The sequence below is a fragment of the Actinokineospora spheciospongiae genome (genome assembly GCF_000564855.1).
GTDB classification, from domain to species: domain Bacteria; phylum Actinomycetota; class Actinomycetes; order Mycobacteriales; family Pseudonocardiaceae; genus Actinokineospora; species Actinokineospora spheciospongiae.
Map to the genome: position 1 here is coordinate 1 of NZ_AYXG01000154.1, position 14,505 is coordinate 14,505.

At 71.4% G+C, this 14,505-nt stretch carries 8 protein-coding genes and 1 rRNA gene; 5 read left to right on the forward strand and 4 right to left on the reverse strand.

Annotated elements, in window-relative coordinates:
* Positions 1–15 precede the first annotated feature (15 nt).
* The 4 genes from UO65_RS20325 to UO65_RS20340 form a co-directional block, all read right to left on the reverse strand.
* A 16S ribosomal RNA gene (locus UO65_RS20325) occupies positions 16–1,533 on the reverse strand.
* Between the two features lie 477 nt (positions 1,534–2,010).
* Entirely contained in the window at positions 2,011–5,511 is a 3,501-nt protein-coding gene (locus tag UO65_RS20330) for an FkbM family methyltransferase (RefSeq protein ID WP_152552182.1), read from the reverse strand.
* 1,012 nt (positions 5,512–6,523) lie between these two features.
* A complete protein-coding gene (locus UO65_RS20335; protein ID WP_035285047.1) occupies positions 6,524–7,867 on the reverse strand; it encodes a glutamine synthetase family protein in 1,344 nt (447 codons plus the stop codon).
* 16 nt (positions 7,868–7,883) lie between these two features.
* Positions 7,884–9,179, reverse strand: coding sequence for an MFS transporter (locus UO65_RS20340; protein ID WP_052021410.1), 1,296 nt, complete (start codon positions 9,177–9,179; stop codon positions 7,884–7,886).
* Positions 9,180–9,250: 71 nt separating this feature from the next.
* On the opposite strand from UO65_RS20340, the gene UO65_RS20345 reads away from it, so the two are divergent.
* From UO65_RS20345 to UO65_RS38675, 5 genes are all read left to right on the forward strand, one after another.
* The gene (locus UO65_RS20345; RefSeq protein WP_084175951.1) at positions 9,251–10,210 is read left to right on the forward strand and encodes a GlxA family transcriptional regulator; all 960 of its coding nucleotides are present in this window, start codon (positions 9,251–9,253) and stop codon (positions 10,208–10,210) included.
* 97 nt (positions 10,211–10,307) lie between these two features.
* A complete protein-coding gene (locus tag UO65_RS20350) occupies positions 10,308–11,018 on the forward strand; it encodes an LppX_LprAFG lipoprotein (RefSeq protein ID WP_035285055.1) in 711 nt (236 codons plus the stop codon).
* A 1-nt stretch (position 11,019) separates the two neighbouring features.
* The gene (locus tag UO65_RS20355) at positions 11,020–12,591 is read left to right on the forward strand and encodes an MFS transporter (protein ID WP_084175954.1); all 1,572 of its coding nucleotides are present in this window, start codon (positions 11,020–11,022) and stop codon (positions 12,589–12,591) included.
* A 239-nt stretch (positions 12,592–12,830) separates the two neighbouring features.
* On the forward strand, positions 12,831–13,397 hold the full coding sequence (locus UO65_RS20360) for a TlpA family protein disulfide reductase (protein WP_052021411.1): 567 nt from the start codon (positions 12,831–12,833) through the stop codon (positions 13,395–13,397).
* A 228-nt stretch (positions 13,398–13,625) separates the two neighbouring features.
* Positions 13,626–14,414, forward strand: coding sequence for a GNAT family N-acetyltransferase (locus UO65_RS38675; RefSeq protein ID WP_052021412.1), 789 nt, complete (start codon positions 13,626–13,628; stop codon positions 14,412–14,414).
* Positions 14,415–14,505: the final 91 nt, after the last annotated feature.

Consider the following 14,505-nt stretch of genomic DNA (forward strand, 5'->3'; position numbering starts at 1 on the left):
GCAGGTGCTCCTTAGAAAGGAGGTGATCCAGCCGCACCTTCCGGTACGGCTACCTTGTTACGACTTCGTCCCAATCGCCAGTCCCACCTTCGACCACTCCCTCAGTGAACTGTTGGGCCATGGGCTTCGGGTGTTACCGACTTTCATGACGTGACGGGCGGTGTGTACAAGGCCCGGGAACGTATTCACCGCAGCGTTGCTGATCTGCGATTACTAGCGACTCCGACTTCACGGGGTCGAGTTGCAGACCCCGATCCGAACTGAGACCGGCTTTAAGGGATTCGCTCCACCTCACGGTCTCGCAGCCCTCTGTACCGACCATTGTAGCATGTGTGAAGCCCTGGACATAAGGGGCATGATGACTTGACGTCATCCCCACCTTCCTCCGAGTTGACCCCGGCAGTCTCCCATGAGTCCCCACCATGACGTGCTGGCAACATGGAACGAGGGTTGCGCTCGTTGCGGGACTTAACCCAACATCTCACGACACGAGCTGACGACAGCCATGCACCACCTGTACACCGGCCACAAGGGGGCCAATATCTCTACTGGTTTCCAGTGCATGTCAAGCCCAGGTAAGGTTCTTCGCGTTGCATCGAATTAATCCACATGCTCCGCCGCTTGTGCGGGCCCCCGTCAATTCCTTTGAGTTTTAGCCTTGCGGCCGTACTCCCCAGGCGGGGTGCTTAATGCGTTGGCTACGGCACGGAGAACGTGGAATGTTCCCCACACCTAGCACCCACCGTTTACGGCGTGGACTACCAGGGTATCTAATCCTGTTCGCTCCCCACGCTTTCGCTCCTCAGCGTCAGTATCGGCCCAGAGACCCGCCTTCGCCACCGGTGTTCCTCCTGATATCTGCGCATTTCACCGCTACACCAGGAATTCCAGTCTCCCCTACCGAACTCAAGTCTGCCCGTATCGACCGCAGGCCCAGGGTTAAGCCCCAGGTTTTCACGGCCGACGCGACAAACCGCCTACGAGCTCTTTACGCCCAATAATTCCGGACAACGCTCGCACCCTACGTATTACCGCGGCTGCTGGCACGTAGTTAGCCGGTGCTTCTTCTGCAGGTACCGTCAGTTGCCCTTCGTCCCTGCTGAAAGAGGTTTACAACCCGAAGGCCGTCATCCCTCACGCGGCGTCGCTGCATCAGGCTTTCGCCCATTGTGCAATATTCCCCACTGCTGCCTCCCGTAGGAGTCTGGGCCGTGTCTCAGTCCCAGTGTGGCCGGTCACCCTCTCAGGCCGGCTACCCGTCGTCGCCTTGGTAGGCCACTACCCCACCAACAAGCTGATAGGCCGCGGGTTCATCCCGTACCGCCGGAACTTTCCACCCCACACCATGCGATGTGGAGTCATATCCGGTATTAGACCTCGTTTCCAAGGCTTATCCCAGAGTACGGGGCAGATTACCCACGTGTTACTCACCCGTTCGCCGCTCGTGTACCCCGAAGGGCCTTACCGCTCGACTTGCATGTGTTAAGCACGCCGCCAGCGTTCGTCCTGAGCCAGGATCAAACTCTCCAATAATGAATGAGTGTTGTAGCCTGACAAAAAGACACCAAAACTGGCATCAATTCATCTCAAAGGAAACCCCTGACAGGGTTTCATGATATTAAGCTCTACTGGCTTAAATCGGCACACTGTTGAGTTCTCAAACAACACACGCACATCCGATTCAACCGACCCTGTTCAGGCGCGGCTTCATCCGAGGCTGGTATTGCAAGTCAGGTTTTGCTCGATCCGCGCCCGGCCGTGGAGGACCGCTTGGTCCTTACCCGGTAGGTTTCGGTGTCTCGCAACGCCGCAGAACGTTACCCGGTCCGTTTCGCGATGTCAAATCCGCTCGACCCGGTGGAAGTCCCGGCCCTGTCGGCCTGCCGGAGCAGACTAGCAGGTGGTGTCTTCCGGCTCCGTCCGGGTCAGGCCCTGTGGCCTTTCCTGTCCGGCGCTCCGTGCGACATGGAGAAAGTTACGCAGGTAGAAATTCAAAGTCAAATCGGCTGGTCAGCGGCTTGCGGCCGGTCGGAGCCACACCGTGCGCACCTGCCCGGAGAGCACCTCGTCGAGCACCTCGTCCACCCCCACGGCGGTGGTCTCGCCCAGGCGCACCAGCTCGTAGCCCCACGTCCGGAACTCCCGCAGCACGACGGCGGGGTCGTCACCGAAAGCGCTGGTCAACGCCCCGTCGACACCGAAGATCACGTGCGGCCGATCCTTGCGCAACCGGCGCACCAAGCCCCCGAGGGCCCGGTGCCCGCGGCCGGGGACGTCGACCTTGACGACCGACAACCGCTGCCCCCGGGCGGCCTCCAGCGCGTCGAGTTCGCGGTCCAGCCGGACCCCGGCAACCGCAACTTCACCCGGTGTGTCCGTGGTCACTGTTTTCGGGTCCCGGGGCGACACGGCGTACCCGCCCCCCGCCGAGGGCACCCCGACCAGGGTCGCGGGACTGTCCCACCCGGCGGCGGCGAGCACGCCCAGACGTTCGGCCACCGACTCGGCGACGTTCTCGGACACGTTGTGCCGCAACAGTTCCAGCGCGTCCGGGTCGGGCTCGACGACGACCACGGTGCCGCTGGTGCCGAGCCTGCTCAGCACCCGGATGGCGTGGTAGCCGACGTACGCGCCGACGTCGAGGAACACGCTCTCCGGTTCGATCAGCGAGTCGACCAGCTCGGCGACCTCGGGTTCCCACACCCCGTTGCTCGACAGCACCGCCGACATGACGCTGTCGCGCGCGGGCAGCCGCAGCAGCCCCGCGTCGCACAGCACGAGCGAACTCGCGGTGTCGGTCGGGTTGGCGCGTTCCTGTTGGCGCACAACGACTCTGCGCAGCGCGTCGGTCGCCCGCAGGGCCTGGTCGGCCGACCAGGCCCCCATGGCGAGCTTGCTCTCCTGGGCGGTTTCGCGTTCGGCGAGCCGGGCTTCGAGCGCGTCCATGCGCGCGGTGCTCGCCGCCAGCGCCTCGGTCAGCCTGCGCACCTCGTCCCCGGCGGCCGGGGCGATCTCCGCCCGCTGCCCGACTTCGCGGACCCGCGACGACAGCTCCCCCAGTGCCCGCGCGCCGCCGGTGACGTCGCCGCGCAGGCGGGCGATCTCCTCGTTGGCGGTGGTGACCTGCCTGCCCATGGCGGTGGTGCGCTCGACGACCAGGTCCAGGTCGGCCCGCAGCAGGTCTACGTCGGTGCCCGCCCCGGGGGCGGCGAGCCGTTCCTGCCGTTCGTAGAGCTCTACCGCGGTCCGCTCGATGCCGTCGATGAGCGAGCCCATCACCGAGGTGAGGTGGTTGTCGTAGTGGGAGAGGACCCGGAGCACGGCCCGGCGCATCTGCGGGGCCATCGGGATCTTGTAGCCGACGTCGGCGTCGGGCCTGCGCAGCAGGGCGTGCCGGGCGGCCCGCAGGGCGCGCAGCGGGTCGTCCTCGGTGGCGGTGGCCAGTGCCCGGCCCGCCCGCCACCTGCGGTAGGCCAGTTCGACCCGTCTGCGCACGGCCGCGCCGGTCGCGGCGGGGGCCAGCGCCTCCGTGAGGTGGGTGCGGGCGGCGGAGCCGACCTTGTCGGCGGTGGCGTGGTCGTCGGCCAGGTCGCGCACGGCCCCGGCGACCATGGTGTCGGCGGCGAACTCGTCGACGGGCAGCACCACGCACCCGTCGGCGCCGAGCAGTTCGGCGCCGGTCCCGCCCGCGACGGTGATGAGGGGGACGCCGCGCAGGGACAGGTCGGTGAGCCACCGGTTGACCCGGGCGCCGTGCGGGTCGCCGGGTTGGTGGACGGAGACGGCCCAGGTGGCGGCGTCGACGGCGGTGGCGAAAGCGCTTTCCCTGGTGATCAGCCGGACCCGGGGTTCGCGGGCGGCGAACAGCCGCAGCCGTTCGGCCGCCTCGGTGCGGGTCAGCGCGTCGGGGACGAGCAGGAGCAGCCGCACGTCGTCGCGGGTGGGGAAGGCGGCGCGGAAGGCGGCGAGCAGGTCGTCGGCCTGGTCGGCGAGGCCGACGAAGGTGGGTTCGGTGTCGAGGCCGAGGTCGTGCCTGGCCTCGTCGCGGGCGGGTTCGTCGCGGGCGCCCCGGTCGGGGACGGGCAGCGGCACGGTGTGCGTGGCCACCCCGTCGGGCGCGGGGGCGGCGGCGGGCCAGACCAGCCAGCGCTCGTCGGCGCGGGCGGGCACCGGTCCGTACTCGTCGCGGACCGCGATGACGTGCCGTTGCCGGGGTACGGCGGCGGTCCCGGCGCAGGCGAGCACCACGGGGTAGACCGGTTCGTCGGAGATGGGCAGCCCGGAGGCGGTGGCGGCCAGTCGCAGCCGGTCGGCAAGGGGTCCGGTGCCGAGGACGGACACGCCGATCTGGTCGATCAGGGTGACGTCGGGGGCTTGCCCCGGTACGGCGCGCGGGTGCATCCGCCCGGTCGTCACGGCGTCGGCGGCGCACCAGTCCCGGTAGGCGCCCGCGTCCGCGCCGAACGGTTCGGGGAAGCGTTCGCGCAGGTCGGGGTCGTCTTCCCAGAGGCAGAGCGCCCACCGGGTGGCGTCGGGTTGGTTCGGTGGTGCCTCGCAGGCCCAGCGCAGGAACCCGGCGGGGTCGACTCCGGCGGCGGGTGGTTTCTGGGCGCGGTGGGCGGCGCGCAGCGAGGGCGGGAGCGCGGTGCCGTCGGCGAGGCTGCCGAACTTGGTCGTGGGGGTGGGCGGGTCTTCGCCCGCTTCCTCGGAGTAGTCGGCGCAGAGCTGGTTGAGGATGGGGTGTTCGGAGAGCAGGACGCGCGGGTGGTCGCGGTGCTCGGCGGTCAGGAGCCAGGGTTTGCGCGGGTCGAACCCGGTGAAGTCGACGGTCCGCAGCGGCAGGCCGCCCGCGGTCAGGTTGCCGTCGGCGTCGCGGCCGAGGGGGCGTTGGGCGGCGTTCCAGCGGGAGAGGTTGAGGCCGGGGTCGCGCAGGACCCGGTGGTCGACCAGTGCGGGCGCCCCGTCGAGGAACACCCCGGCGCGGGCCGGGGTGGCCAGGCTGACCTCGGCCCAGGCGTGCAGGAAGTGCTCCGCGCCGTGGGTGACGGCGATGAACCCCTCGTCGTAGACCCCGGCGGCCAGCAGGTCGTCGGCCCCGGGTTGGAGCCCGTCGGCGGGCAGCGGTCGCAGCGCCTTGGGCACGAGGACGACGGCGGCGTCGGTGAGCGCGTCGGTGACGTGGGTGAGGGGGGCGTGCACGCGGACCTGGGGTGCCAGGTGCAGCACCGCGTCCTCGCCGTCGAGCAGCCACTCGAGCAGCCGGGGCCGCAGGGCCGCGCACGCTTCCGCGGCGGTGTGCCCGGTGGCCAGCGCGGCGAGTTCGGCGTCGCCGATCCCGAGTTCGGCGGGTGGGATGGTGTCCGGGGCGGTGCCGTCGACGAGGAGGATGACGAAGCGCGCCCCGGGGTGCTGCTCCCGGAACGTCCGGGCGGCCACCCGAGCCGCGCCCAACCGTGCACAGTCGACAACCGTGCAGGCGCTCAACGACCGGGTCCCGACAACGTCTGCCACCCGGCCAACCTAATGGCTTCCCCCACCCGGGCGCGATGGTTGGAACTCGTGTGGGTGGTGCGCCGGAACTCTCCGCAGCACTGCCTGCGGTCCCCCCCATCCCGCGTTTCCCCCGGTGGACGCCACATCGTTCCCGATCCCCTCGCCCTGTGTGGCGCATCGCTCCTCTCCGTCAAGGGCAACCGGAAACCTGTGGACCCCAGCGACGACTTGTCCACAGGAAGATCAACACCACCCCTCCCCTGTCACCCCCGCCGGTAGAATGGCCCCACGGACCCGAATCCCCCGGGAGGGTGGGGGTTTGGGATGGCTTGGTCGCCTGCCGCAGCGCGCGCCGGATGTCAAGCGGGTGGGCCGAGCTGTGGACAAGTCGCGCGGAGCGGGCTGTGGAACAGCTCACCGGGCCGGGTGGCCCATGGGGTCGGCCCCGTGCCCCGGACCGGGGTCATGACCGGCGGCGAGCACCCTGGCCCCGGGTGGTGCGGCGGTTGGGGCGCTGCGCGGCGGTTGGCCGGGATTCATCCTGCACGACCGGGTCACCGCCGAGCGCCGGAACGCGGTGGCGGGCGCCCTGCGCTGCGACGGCGACCCGGCCGCGCTGTCGGGGGGCTGCGACGGCGCCCTCGACCACCTCGGTCCGCGAGTGCGCGGTGGGCGTCGAGCCGGGCACCCCATGCGTCGTCTCGGCCGCGATCCGGCCGGGGCTGGCTTGGTGGGCGCGGGCCGCGCGGTGGAGCCTGGCGGTCGCGCCGGTGCGCCGTCCCCGAGGCGGAGCACCGGTCGACTTCGCGGGCTGGACCTCCCCCACCGACGGGCTGCACCGGACTCCGTGGTCCGCACCCGCCGGCGCCACGGTCCGGGGATGGTCATGACCGTGGCGCAGTGGGAGGGGTGGACCGATGCTGCGTTCCCGCACGCAGCGGTCGGTGCCTGGTTCCCGGCGTGCGCGCCCCGGTCGAGGTCGACCGGGGCGCGCACGAGGAGACCGGCCTCTGGGTGCGCCACCCGGACCTCAGAGCACGGGCAGCAGGGACCGCAGCTCGTAGGGGGTGACGCTGCGCCGGTAGGCGTCCCACTCGGTGCGCTTGTTCCGCAGGAAGTAGTCGAACACGTGCTCCCCCAGCGTTTCCGCCAGCAGCTCCGAGTTCTCCATCTCGTTGAGCGCCTCGCCCAGGTTCTGCGGCAGGTTCGCGTACCCGGCAGCGCGGCGCTCGGCGTCCGACAGCGACCACACGTCGTCCTCGGCGGCGGGCGGGAGGGTGTAGCCCTCGGAGACGCCCTTGAGCCCGGCGGCCAGTATCACCGAGTAGGCCAGGTACGGGTTGCAGGCCGAGTCCAGGGAGCGGATCTCCACCCGCCGCGACGAGGACTTGGTCGGCGAGTAGTTCGGCACGCGGACCAGCGCGGAGCGGTTCGCGTGGCCCCAGCACACGGCCGTGGGGGCCTCGCCGCCGACGATCAGCCGCTTGTAGGAGTTCACCCACTGGTTGGTGATCGCCGAGATCTCCCGCGCGTGCCGCAGCAGGCCCGCGATGAACGCCTTGCCGGTGTCCGACAGCTCGTACGGGTCCTCGTTGTTGTAGAACGCGTTCTGGTCGCCCTCGAACAGGCTGACGTGGGTGTGCATCCCCGAGCCCGGCTGGTCGGAGAACGGCTTGGGCATGAACGACGCGTGCACGCCCTGGGTGAGCGCGACCTCCTTGACCACGTACCGGAACGTCATGACGTTGTCGGCCATGGTCAGCGCGTCGGCGTAGCGCAGGTCGATCTCCTGCTGGCCGGGGGCGTTCTCGTGGTGGCTGAACTCCACCGAGATGCCCATCGCCTCCAGGGTTTCGATGGCGTGGCGGCGGAAGTGGGTGGCGCTGGCGTGCGAGGCCTGGTCGAAGTAGCCGCCGTTGTCGGCCGGTTCGGGTTCGCTGCCGTCGGCCGGGAGGTTCTTGAGCAGGAAGAACTCGATCTCCGGGTGGACGTAGCAGGTGAACCCGGCCTCGCTGGCCCGCGACAGGGTGCGGCGCAGGACGTGCCGGGGGTCGGCCCAGGAGGGGGAGCCGTCCGGCATGGCGATGTCGCAGAACATGCGGGCGGAGTAGGGCTCGCCCTCCGGGGTCTCCCAGGGCAGGACCTGGAAGGTGGCCGGGTCGGGCTTGGCGATCATGTCCGACTCGTACACCCGGGAGAAGCCCTCGATCGCGGAACCGTCGAAGCCGATGCCCTCGGCGAACGCGCCCTCGAGTTCGGCGGGCGCGACCGCCACCGACTTGAGGAAGCCCAGCACGTCGGTGAACCACAGGCGGACGAACCGGATGTCGCGTTCCTCGAGGGTGCGGAGGACGAATTCCTGCTGGCGATCCATGGGCGCAGCGTAGATGTTAGGCGGCCCCCGGCGCCCCTGCGGGTTGTCGCTGTGACGTGATCCGCAGGGACATGACGGCGGCCAGCGCGCACAGGCCGCCCGCGATGTACCAGGCGGGGTCGTAGCCGCCGTGGTGGTCGCGGATCAGGCCCGCTCCGGTGGCGGCGAGGGCGGCGCCCACCTGGTGGGAGGCGAAGACCCAGCCGAAGACGATCGGGCCGTCGGCGCCGAACACCCGGCGGCACAGGGCGACCGTGGGCGGGACCGTGGCCACCCAGTCCAGGCCGTAGAAGACGACGAACCCCCACATCGGCGGTTCGGTGGTGGCGGCGAACAGGTGCGGCAGCACGAGCAGGGAGGCGCCGCGCAGGCTGTAGTAGGCGCCGAGGAGCAGGCGGGGGTCGACCTTGTCGGTGAGCCAGCCGGAGGCGATGGTGCCCGCGACGTCGAACAGGCCGACCAGGGCCAGCAGGGAGGCGGCGGTGGTGGCGGGCATCCCGTGGTCGTGCGCGGCGGGCACGAAGTGGGTGCCGATGAGGCCGTTGGTGGAGGCGCCGCAGATGGCGAACCCGCCCGCGAGCAGCCAGAACGTCCGGTTCCGCACCGCCACGCGCAGGACTCGGAGCGCGCGGGTGGCGGCGTGGCCGGGGTTGGGGGCCTGCGTGGTGGGAGGGGCCGCGGGGTCGGCGCCGTAGGCGGTGGTGCCGACGTCGCGCGGGTGGTCGCGCAGGGCGAGCAGGACCAGCGGCACGACGGCCAGGGCCGCGAACGACACCGCCAGCGACGCGGGCCGCCAGCCGTGGTCGCGGGCGAGCAGGGCCACTACCGGCAGGAAGACGAGCTGGCCCGCCGCGCCCGCCGCGGTGAGCACGCCGCTGACCAGGCCCTGGTGCCTGACGAACCAGCGGGAGGTGACGGTGGCGACGAACGTCAGCGCCATCGACCCGGTGCCGACGCCGACGCACACGCCCCAGAGCAGCAGCAGTTGCCAGCTCGCGGTCATGAACACCGTCAGGCCGCTGCCCGCGGCGACCAGCAGCAGCGCCCCGGTGACCACCCGGCGCATGCCGAGCTTCTCCATCAGCGCCGCGGCGAACGGGGAGATGACGCCGTAGAGCACCAGGTTGATCGACACCGCCGCGGAGATGGTGCCGGTCGACCAGCCGAACTCGTCGTGCAGCGGGGTGATGAGCACGCTCGGGGCGGCGCGGAAGCCCGCGGCGCCGACCAGTGCCACGAAGGCCACCGCGGCCACGGACCAGGCCCGGTGCGGGCGGCGGGCGCGGACGGGGGCGTCGTCGAGTCTTGTCACGCAGAACAGGTTGTGGGTTGCGGCGGTTCACCGGAAGTGGCCTGAGTGCCAACATGTGGAAGGATTCGGCCATGACGCACCGGGTGGCCGTCCTGGCTGTTGACGAGGCCGTGGGCTACGACCTGGCCATCCCCCCGCAGATCATGCGCTCGGCGGCAGGCCCGGACCGGGAGCCGCTCTACGACGTGGTGGTGTGCGGCGTCGACCGGGAACCGGTGCGGATGAACACCGGGTACCGGGCGCTGCTCGAGCACGGCCCGGAGGCGCTGGCCACCGCCGACACCGTGGTCGTGCCCGGCACGATGGCCCCGGGTCCGCGCCACCGGGGGGTCCTCGACGGGCCGCTGGCCGACGCGCTCGCCCTGATCAGGCCGGGCACGCGGGTCATGTCGATCTGCACCGGCGCGTTCGTGCTGGCCGCCGCGGGCCTGCTCGACGGCCGCCGCGCCACCACCCACTGGCGGTACGCGGAGCAGTTCCGCGCCCTCTACCCGCGCGTGGACCTCGACCCGGACGTGCTGTTCGTCGACGAGGGCGACGTGCTGACCTCCGCGGGCCTGGGCGCGGGCGTGGACCTGTGCCTGCACGTGGTGCGCACCGACCACGGCAGCGCCTCCGCCAACCGCGCCGCCCGGCACTGCGTCGTCCCACCGCACCGCGACGGCGGGCAGTCGCAGTTCATCGACCGCCCGCTGCCCTCGGCGGGCACCGGCGGCACCGGCCCGACCCGCGAGTGGGCGCTCACCCGCCTGCACGAGCCGCTGGAGCTGGCCACCCTGGCGGCGCGCGCGTCGATGAGCGTGCGCACGTTCTCCCGGCACTTCCGCGCGGAGACCGGCCTGTCCCCGGGCGCGTGGCTGGTCCAGCAGCGCCTGCGGCACGCCCGGCACCTGCTGGAGACCACGGACCTCCCCATCGACCGGGTGGCCGAGGAGTCCGGCCTGGGCAGTGCGGCGTCGCTGCGCCAGCACCTGCGCGCCACGATCGGCGTGTCACCGCTGGCTTACCGCAGGACTTTCCGCGCCCCCTGAGAGCCACCCACTCACCGGTGGAGCACTTTTCCGCAGGTCGGGCCCGCCTGTGGACAGTTTCTCCCGCCCTCAGCCGATCCCCCCTACGATCCCTCCCATGGTCACGCGCCGAAGGTTTCTGGGAGCACTCGCGGTCGTCGGGGTGCTCGTGTCCGGCTGCACGTCGAACGGGGGCTCGACGCCCGGTGGGCAGACGAGCACCCTGCCCGACGGGGCAGCGCTGTTGAAGTCCGCCACCGAGGCGACGAGGAAGATCGAGACCGTCCACTTCTCGCTGAAGGTCAACGGGACGGTCAACGCCATCCCGGTGCAGAACGCCGACGGCGACATCACCCGCCTCGGCGGGGGCGGGGCGCAGGGCACGGTCAAGCTGACCCTCCTGGGCCAGCTCATCGAGGGCAAGTTCGTGCTGACCCCCGACGACCTGTACCTGCAGGGACCGACGGGCGGCTACCAGAAGCTCGACGCCTCGCTGGTCACCAACATCTACGACCCGTCGGCGATCCTCGACCCGGACCGGGGCGTGGCGAACGTGCTGGGCAACATCCAGGACCCGAAGACCGAGAAGCGCGAGACCGTCGACGGGGTCGACGCGTTCAAGGTCAACGGCCGGGTCGCCAAGGACGTCGTCTCCCGGGTGGTGCCCGGGGTGAGCAGTGACGTCGACCTGTCGATCTGGGTGCGCGACAACGACACCCGCGACCCGGTCAAGGCGACGGTGGAGGTGCCGCAGGGCGACCAGACGGCCACCGTGGACCTGTCGCTGTCGGAGATCGGCAAGCCGGTCACGATCACCCCGCCGAACTGACGTGACCGCCACCGCCGCCGCGCCCCGCCTGCGGGGCCGCTCGATCGCCATCGGCGCGGGCGGCCTCGCGGTGCTGCTCGGCGCGCTGGACACCTACGTGGTGGTCAGCGTGCTGCGGCAGATCATCACCGACCTGCGCATCCCGATCAACCGGTTGGAGCAGGTCACCCCGATCGTCACCGGGTACCTGCTCGGCTACATCGCCGCGATGCCGCTGCTGGGCCAGGCCTCCGACCGGTTCGGGCGCAGGCCGCTGCTGCAGGCGTGCCTGCTCGGCTTCACCGCCGGGTCGGTCATCACGGCCCTGTCCGGCGACCTGACGACGCTGGTCGCCGGGCGGGTGGTGCAGGGCGTGGCGAGCGGCGCGCTGCTGCCGGTCACCATGGCGCTCGCGGCGGACCTGTGGAGCGAACGCGACCGGTCGACCGTGCTCGGCGCCGTCGGCGGGGCGCAGGAGCTGGGCAGCGTGCTCGGCCCGCTCTACGGGGTGGCCGTGGCGGCCCTGCCGCTGTGGTCCGACGCGTTCGGCATCACCGGGTGGCGCGGCGTGTTCTGGGTGAACGTGCCCCTGGCCGTGCTGGCGATGGTGGCGGTGCAGTTGACCGTGCCGAAGCGGGCCGCCGCCGCCGAGCGGGTCCGGGTCGACGTGGTCGGCGGCGTGCTGCTGGCGGTGACGCTGGGCCTGGCCGTGGTCGGCCTCTACAACCCCGACCCGCGCACGGCGGTCCTGCCGTCGTGGGGTCTGCCGACGCTGCTCGGGGCGGCGGTGGCCCTGGTGCTGTTCCTGCTGTGGGAGCGCCGCGCCCGCACCCGCCTGATCGACCCGGCGGGCGTGGCGATGCGCCCCTTCCTGGCCGCCCTGGGCGTCTCGGTCGCCGCGGGCGCGGCCCTGATGGTCACCCTGGTCGACGTCGACCTGTTCGCCCAGACCCTCCTGGGCCGCGACGACCAGGGCGGGGTGTTCCTGCTCCTGCGCTTCCTGGTCGCCCTCCCGATCGGCGCGGTCGCGGGCGGCTGGCTGGCGGGCCGCGTCGGCGACCGCCCGGTGTCGGTGGTCGGCATGGCCGTCGCGGCGGTCGGCTACCTGCTGATGTCCGCCTGGCCCGCCGACCCCCTGGGCGCGGGCTGGTTCCCCGGCCTGTCCCACGTGGACACCGACCTGGTCGTCGCGGGCCTCGGCCTGGGCCTGGTCATCGCCCCCCTCTCGGCGGCCGTCCTGCGCGCGGTCCCCACCGAACGCCACGGCGTGGCCGCCGCCGCCGTGGTCGTCGCCCGGATGACCGGCATGCTGGTCGGCGTGGCCGCCCTCTCCGCCTGGGGCCTGCACCGCTTCCACTCCCTGACGGCGAACCTGAACGTCCCCCTGCCCTTCGGCAAGGACCCGGCGGCGGCGGCCAAGGAGATCGCCGACTACCAGGCGGCACTGCAATCGGCCCTGCTCACCCAGTACACGGAAATCTTCCTGATCACAGCCGTGGTCTGCGCCGCGGGCGCCGCCCTGGCCCTGCTGATCAAACCCCGTCCAACCCCCGAAACGAGTGATCCACAGCAGTCCCCCGCCGCAGTCGATTGACCGGGGAACAATGGATGCCTCGCGGAGCGACCGCGACCGCAGCGGCGTCCCGACACGGCGCCGGTCGTGTTCACCCGTCGCTTCGAGTGGGGCGCCGGTGGCCGGGGGCGGCCCCGAGGGGCGCGACCGAGCGGGGGTGGGGTTGCTGAGCAGGTTCCTGGGAGTCGAACGAGAACGGGGTTCGGGAGGCGGCGGTTTTGTGCTCGGTGAGTAGGTGATCACCAGATTGGGGGGCGGTCATGCGGTTGTCGGTGGTGCGCGCGGCGGTGGTGCTCGTGGGGGTGGCGTTCGCGGGTGGGGCGGGGTGTGGGGCGGGAAATCCCTCGGCGGTGCCGGTGAACGGGGCCCTGGTGCCGGTGGAGCAGCGGGTGGCGATCGACGCGGTGGCGGGTGAGGACCTGGTGGAGCCGGGGAAGGCGTTGTCCAGCAACGACTTCGCGGGTGAGGTGGTGGTGCTCAACGTGTGGGGGACGTGGTGTGGGCCGTGTCGCGGGGAGGTGGGGAAGTTGGAGCGGGTGCGGGCTGACACCGAGGGTGCGGGGGTGGAGTTCCTCGGGGTCGACATCCGGGACAACGACCGCAGCGTCCCGGTGGACTTCGTGCGGGACCGGGGGGTGGGGTACCCGTCGATCTACGATCCGGCGGGGCGGTCGTTGGTGGGGTTGGGGAAGTACCGGAGCATCGCGGTGCCGACGACGCTGGTGCTCGACCGGCGGCACCGGGTCGCGGCGGTGTTCCACGGGGCTGTGCTGGCCGAGGACGTGCTGCCACGGGTGCGGGAGGTGGTGGCGGAGGCCGTCGGGTGAGCGGGAGCGGAAGTACCGGGGTGGATGGGGACGCTGGATGGGTGGGGACACCAGGTGGGTGGGGCCCAGGGTGAGCGGGAAACCGGGTGAGTGGGGCAGTCGTAGCGGGGAGGGTGCGGACGCCGCCGGGTTGACGGGGGCGCCGGGTTGACGGGGGCGCCGGGTTGGCTTGTGGGGTGGCGGGGGTTGGGCCGGGGGGTCATACGATCGGATCATGGAGTGCCGGTGATGGACAGCGCCGCGGAGCAGTTGGGGCGGATCGGGCGGTTCGAGCACGGGTTCGCCCGGGTGCAGGCGACCGAGGTGGTCGACTTCCCGTGGGGTTATGCCTTGCTGCAGGCCGACTACCCCGCCTCGTGGACGCACAACCGGGTGGTGGTCACCGGGTCCGTCGCCGCGGAGGAGGTGATCGGGGTGGCGGACGAGGTGTTGGGTGGGGCCGGGCTGCGGCACCGGCAGGTCCAGTTCGACGACGCCGGGGCGGGGGCCGCGGCGGCGGGGGCGTTCGGGCGGGCCGGGTACCGCAACCACGAGCGGATCGTGACCATGGTGCACGACGGCCCGCTGCCCGAGGGGGACCGCGCGCTGGTCGAGGCGGTCGACTTCGAGGACCTGCGGCCGTGGCTGATCCGGGATTGGCGGGCCGACTTCCCCGACGACCCGGACCACGAGATCGAGCAGTTGGCCGACCGGGTGCGGCTCTACGAGCGCGGGGCCGAGGTGACCTTCCTGGCGGTGCGCGGGCGCGGCGGGCGGGTGCTGGCCCGGGGTGAGCTGTACCGGCGGGACGGGGTGGCGCAGTTCGAGAACCTGATCACCCTGCCGGACAGCCGGGGGCGCGGGTACGGGCGGGCCCTGGTCGCCGAGGCACTGCACCGCTCGGCCGACGACGACGTGCGCTACCTGATCGCCGAGGCCACCGGGTGGCCCCGGCGCTGGTACCGGCGCCTCGGGTACGTCGACCGGACCGAGGTGCACGTCTTCCAGCGGACACCTGGCAGCCAGGCCATTTCCTGACAGTCAGGCCATTCCTGCGAAAGCCCAGTCTTTCGCAGGTGTGCCCGGGTGGGTGGATGTGCTCGGCTGTGCCGCTGTTCAAAGCCCGGTC

Excerpts from the sequence above, each read along its gene's own strand:
- UO65_RS20335 (WP_035285047.1), bottom strand. The coding sequence starts at position 7,867 with ATGGATCGCCAGCAGGAATTCGTCCTCCGCACCCTCGAGGAACGCGAC.
- UO65_RS20345 (WP_084175951.1), top strand. The coding sequence starts at position 9,251 with ATGACGCACCGGGTGGCCGTCCTGGCTGTTGACGAGGCCGTGGGCTAC.
- UO65_RS20350 (WP_035285055.1), top strand. The coding sequence starts at position 10,308 with ATGGTCACGCGCCGAAGGTTTCTGGGAGCACTCGCGGTCGTCGGGGTG.
- UO65_RS20360 (WP_052021411.1), top strand. The coding sequence starts at position 12,831 with ATGCGGTTGTCGGTGGTGCGCGCGGCGGTGGTGCTCGTGGGGGTGGCG.
- UO65_RS38675 (WP_052021412.1), top strand. The coding sequence starts at position 13,626 with ATGGACAGCGCCGCGGAGCAGTTGGGGCGGATCGGGCGGTTCGAGCAC.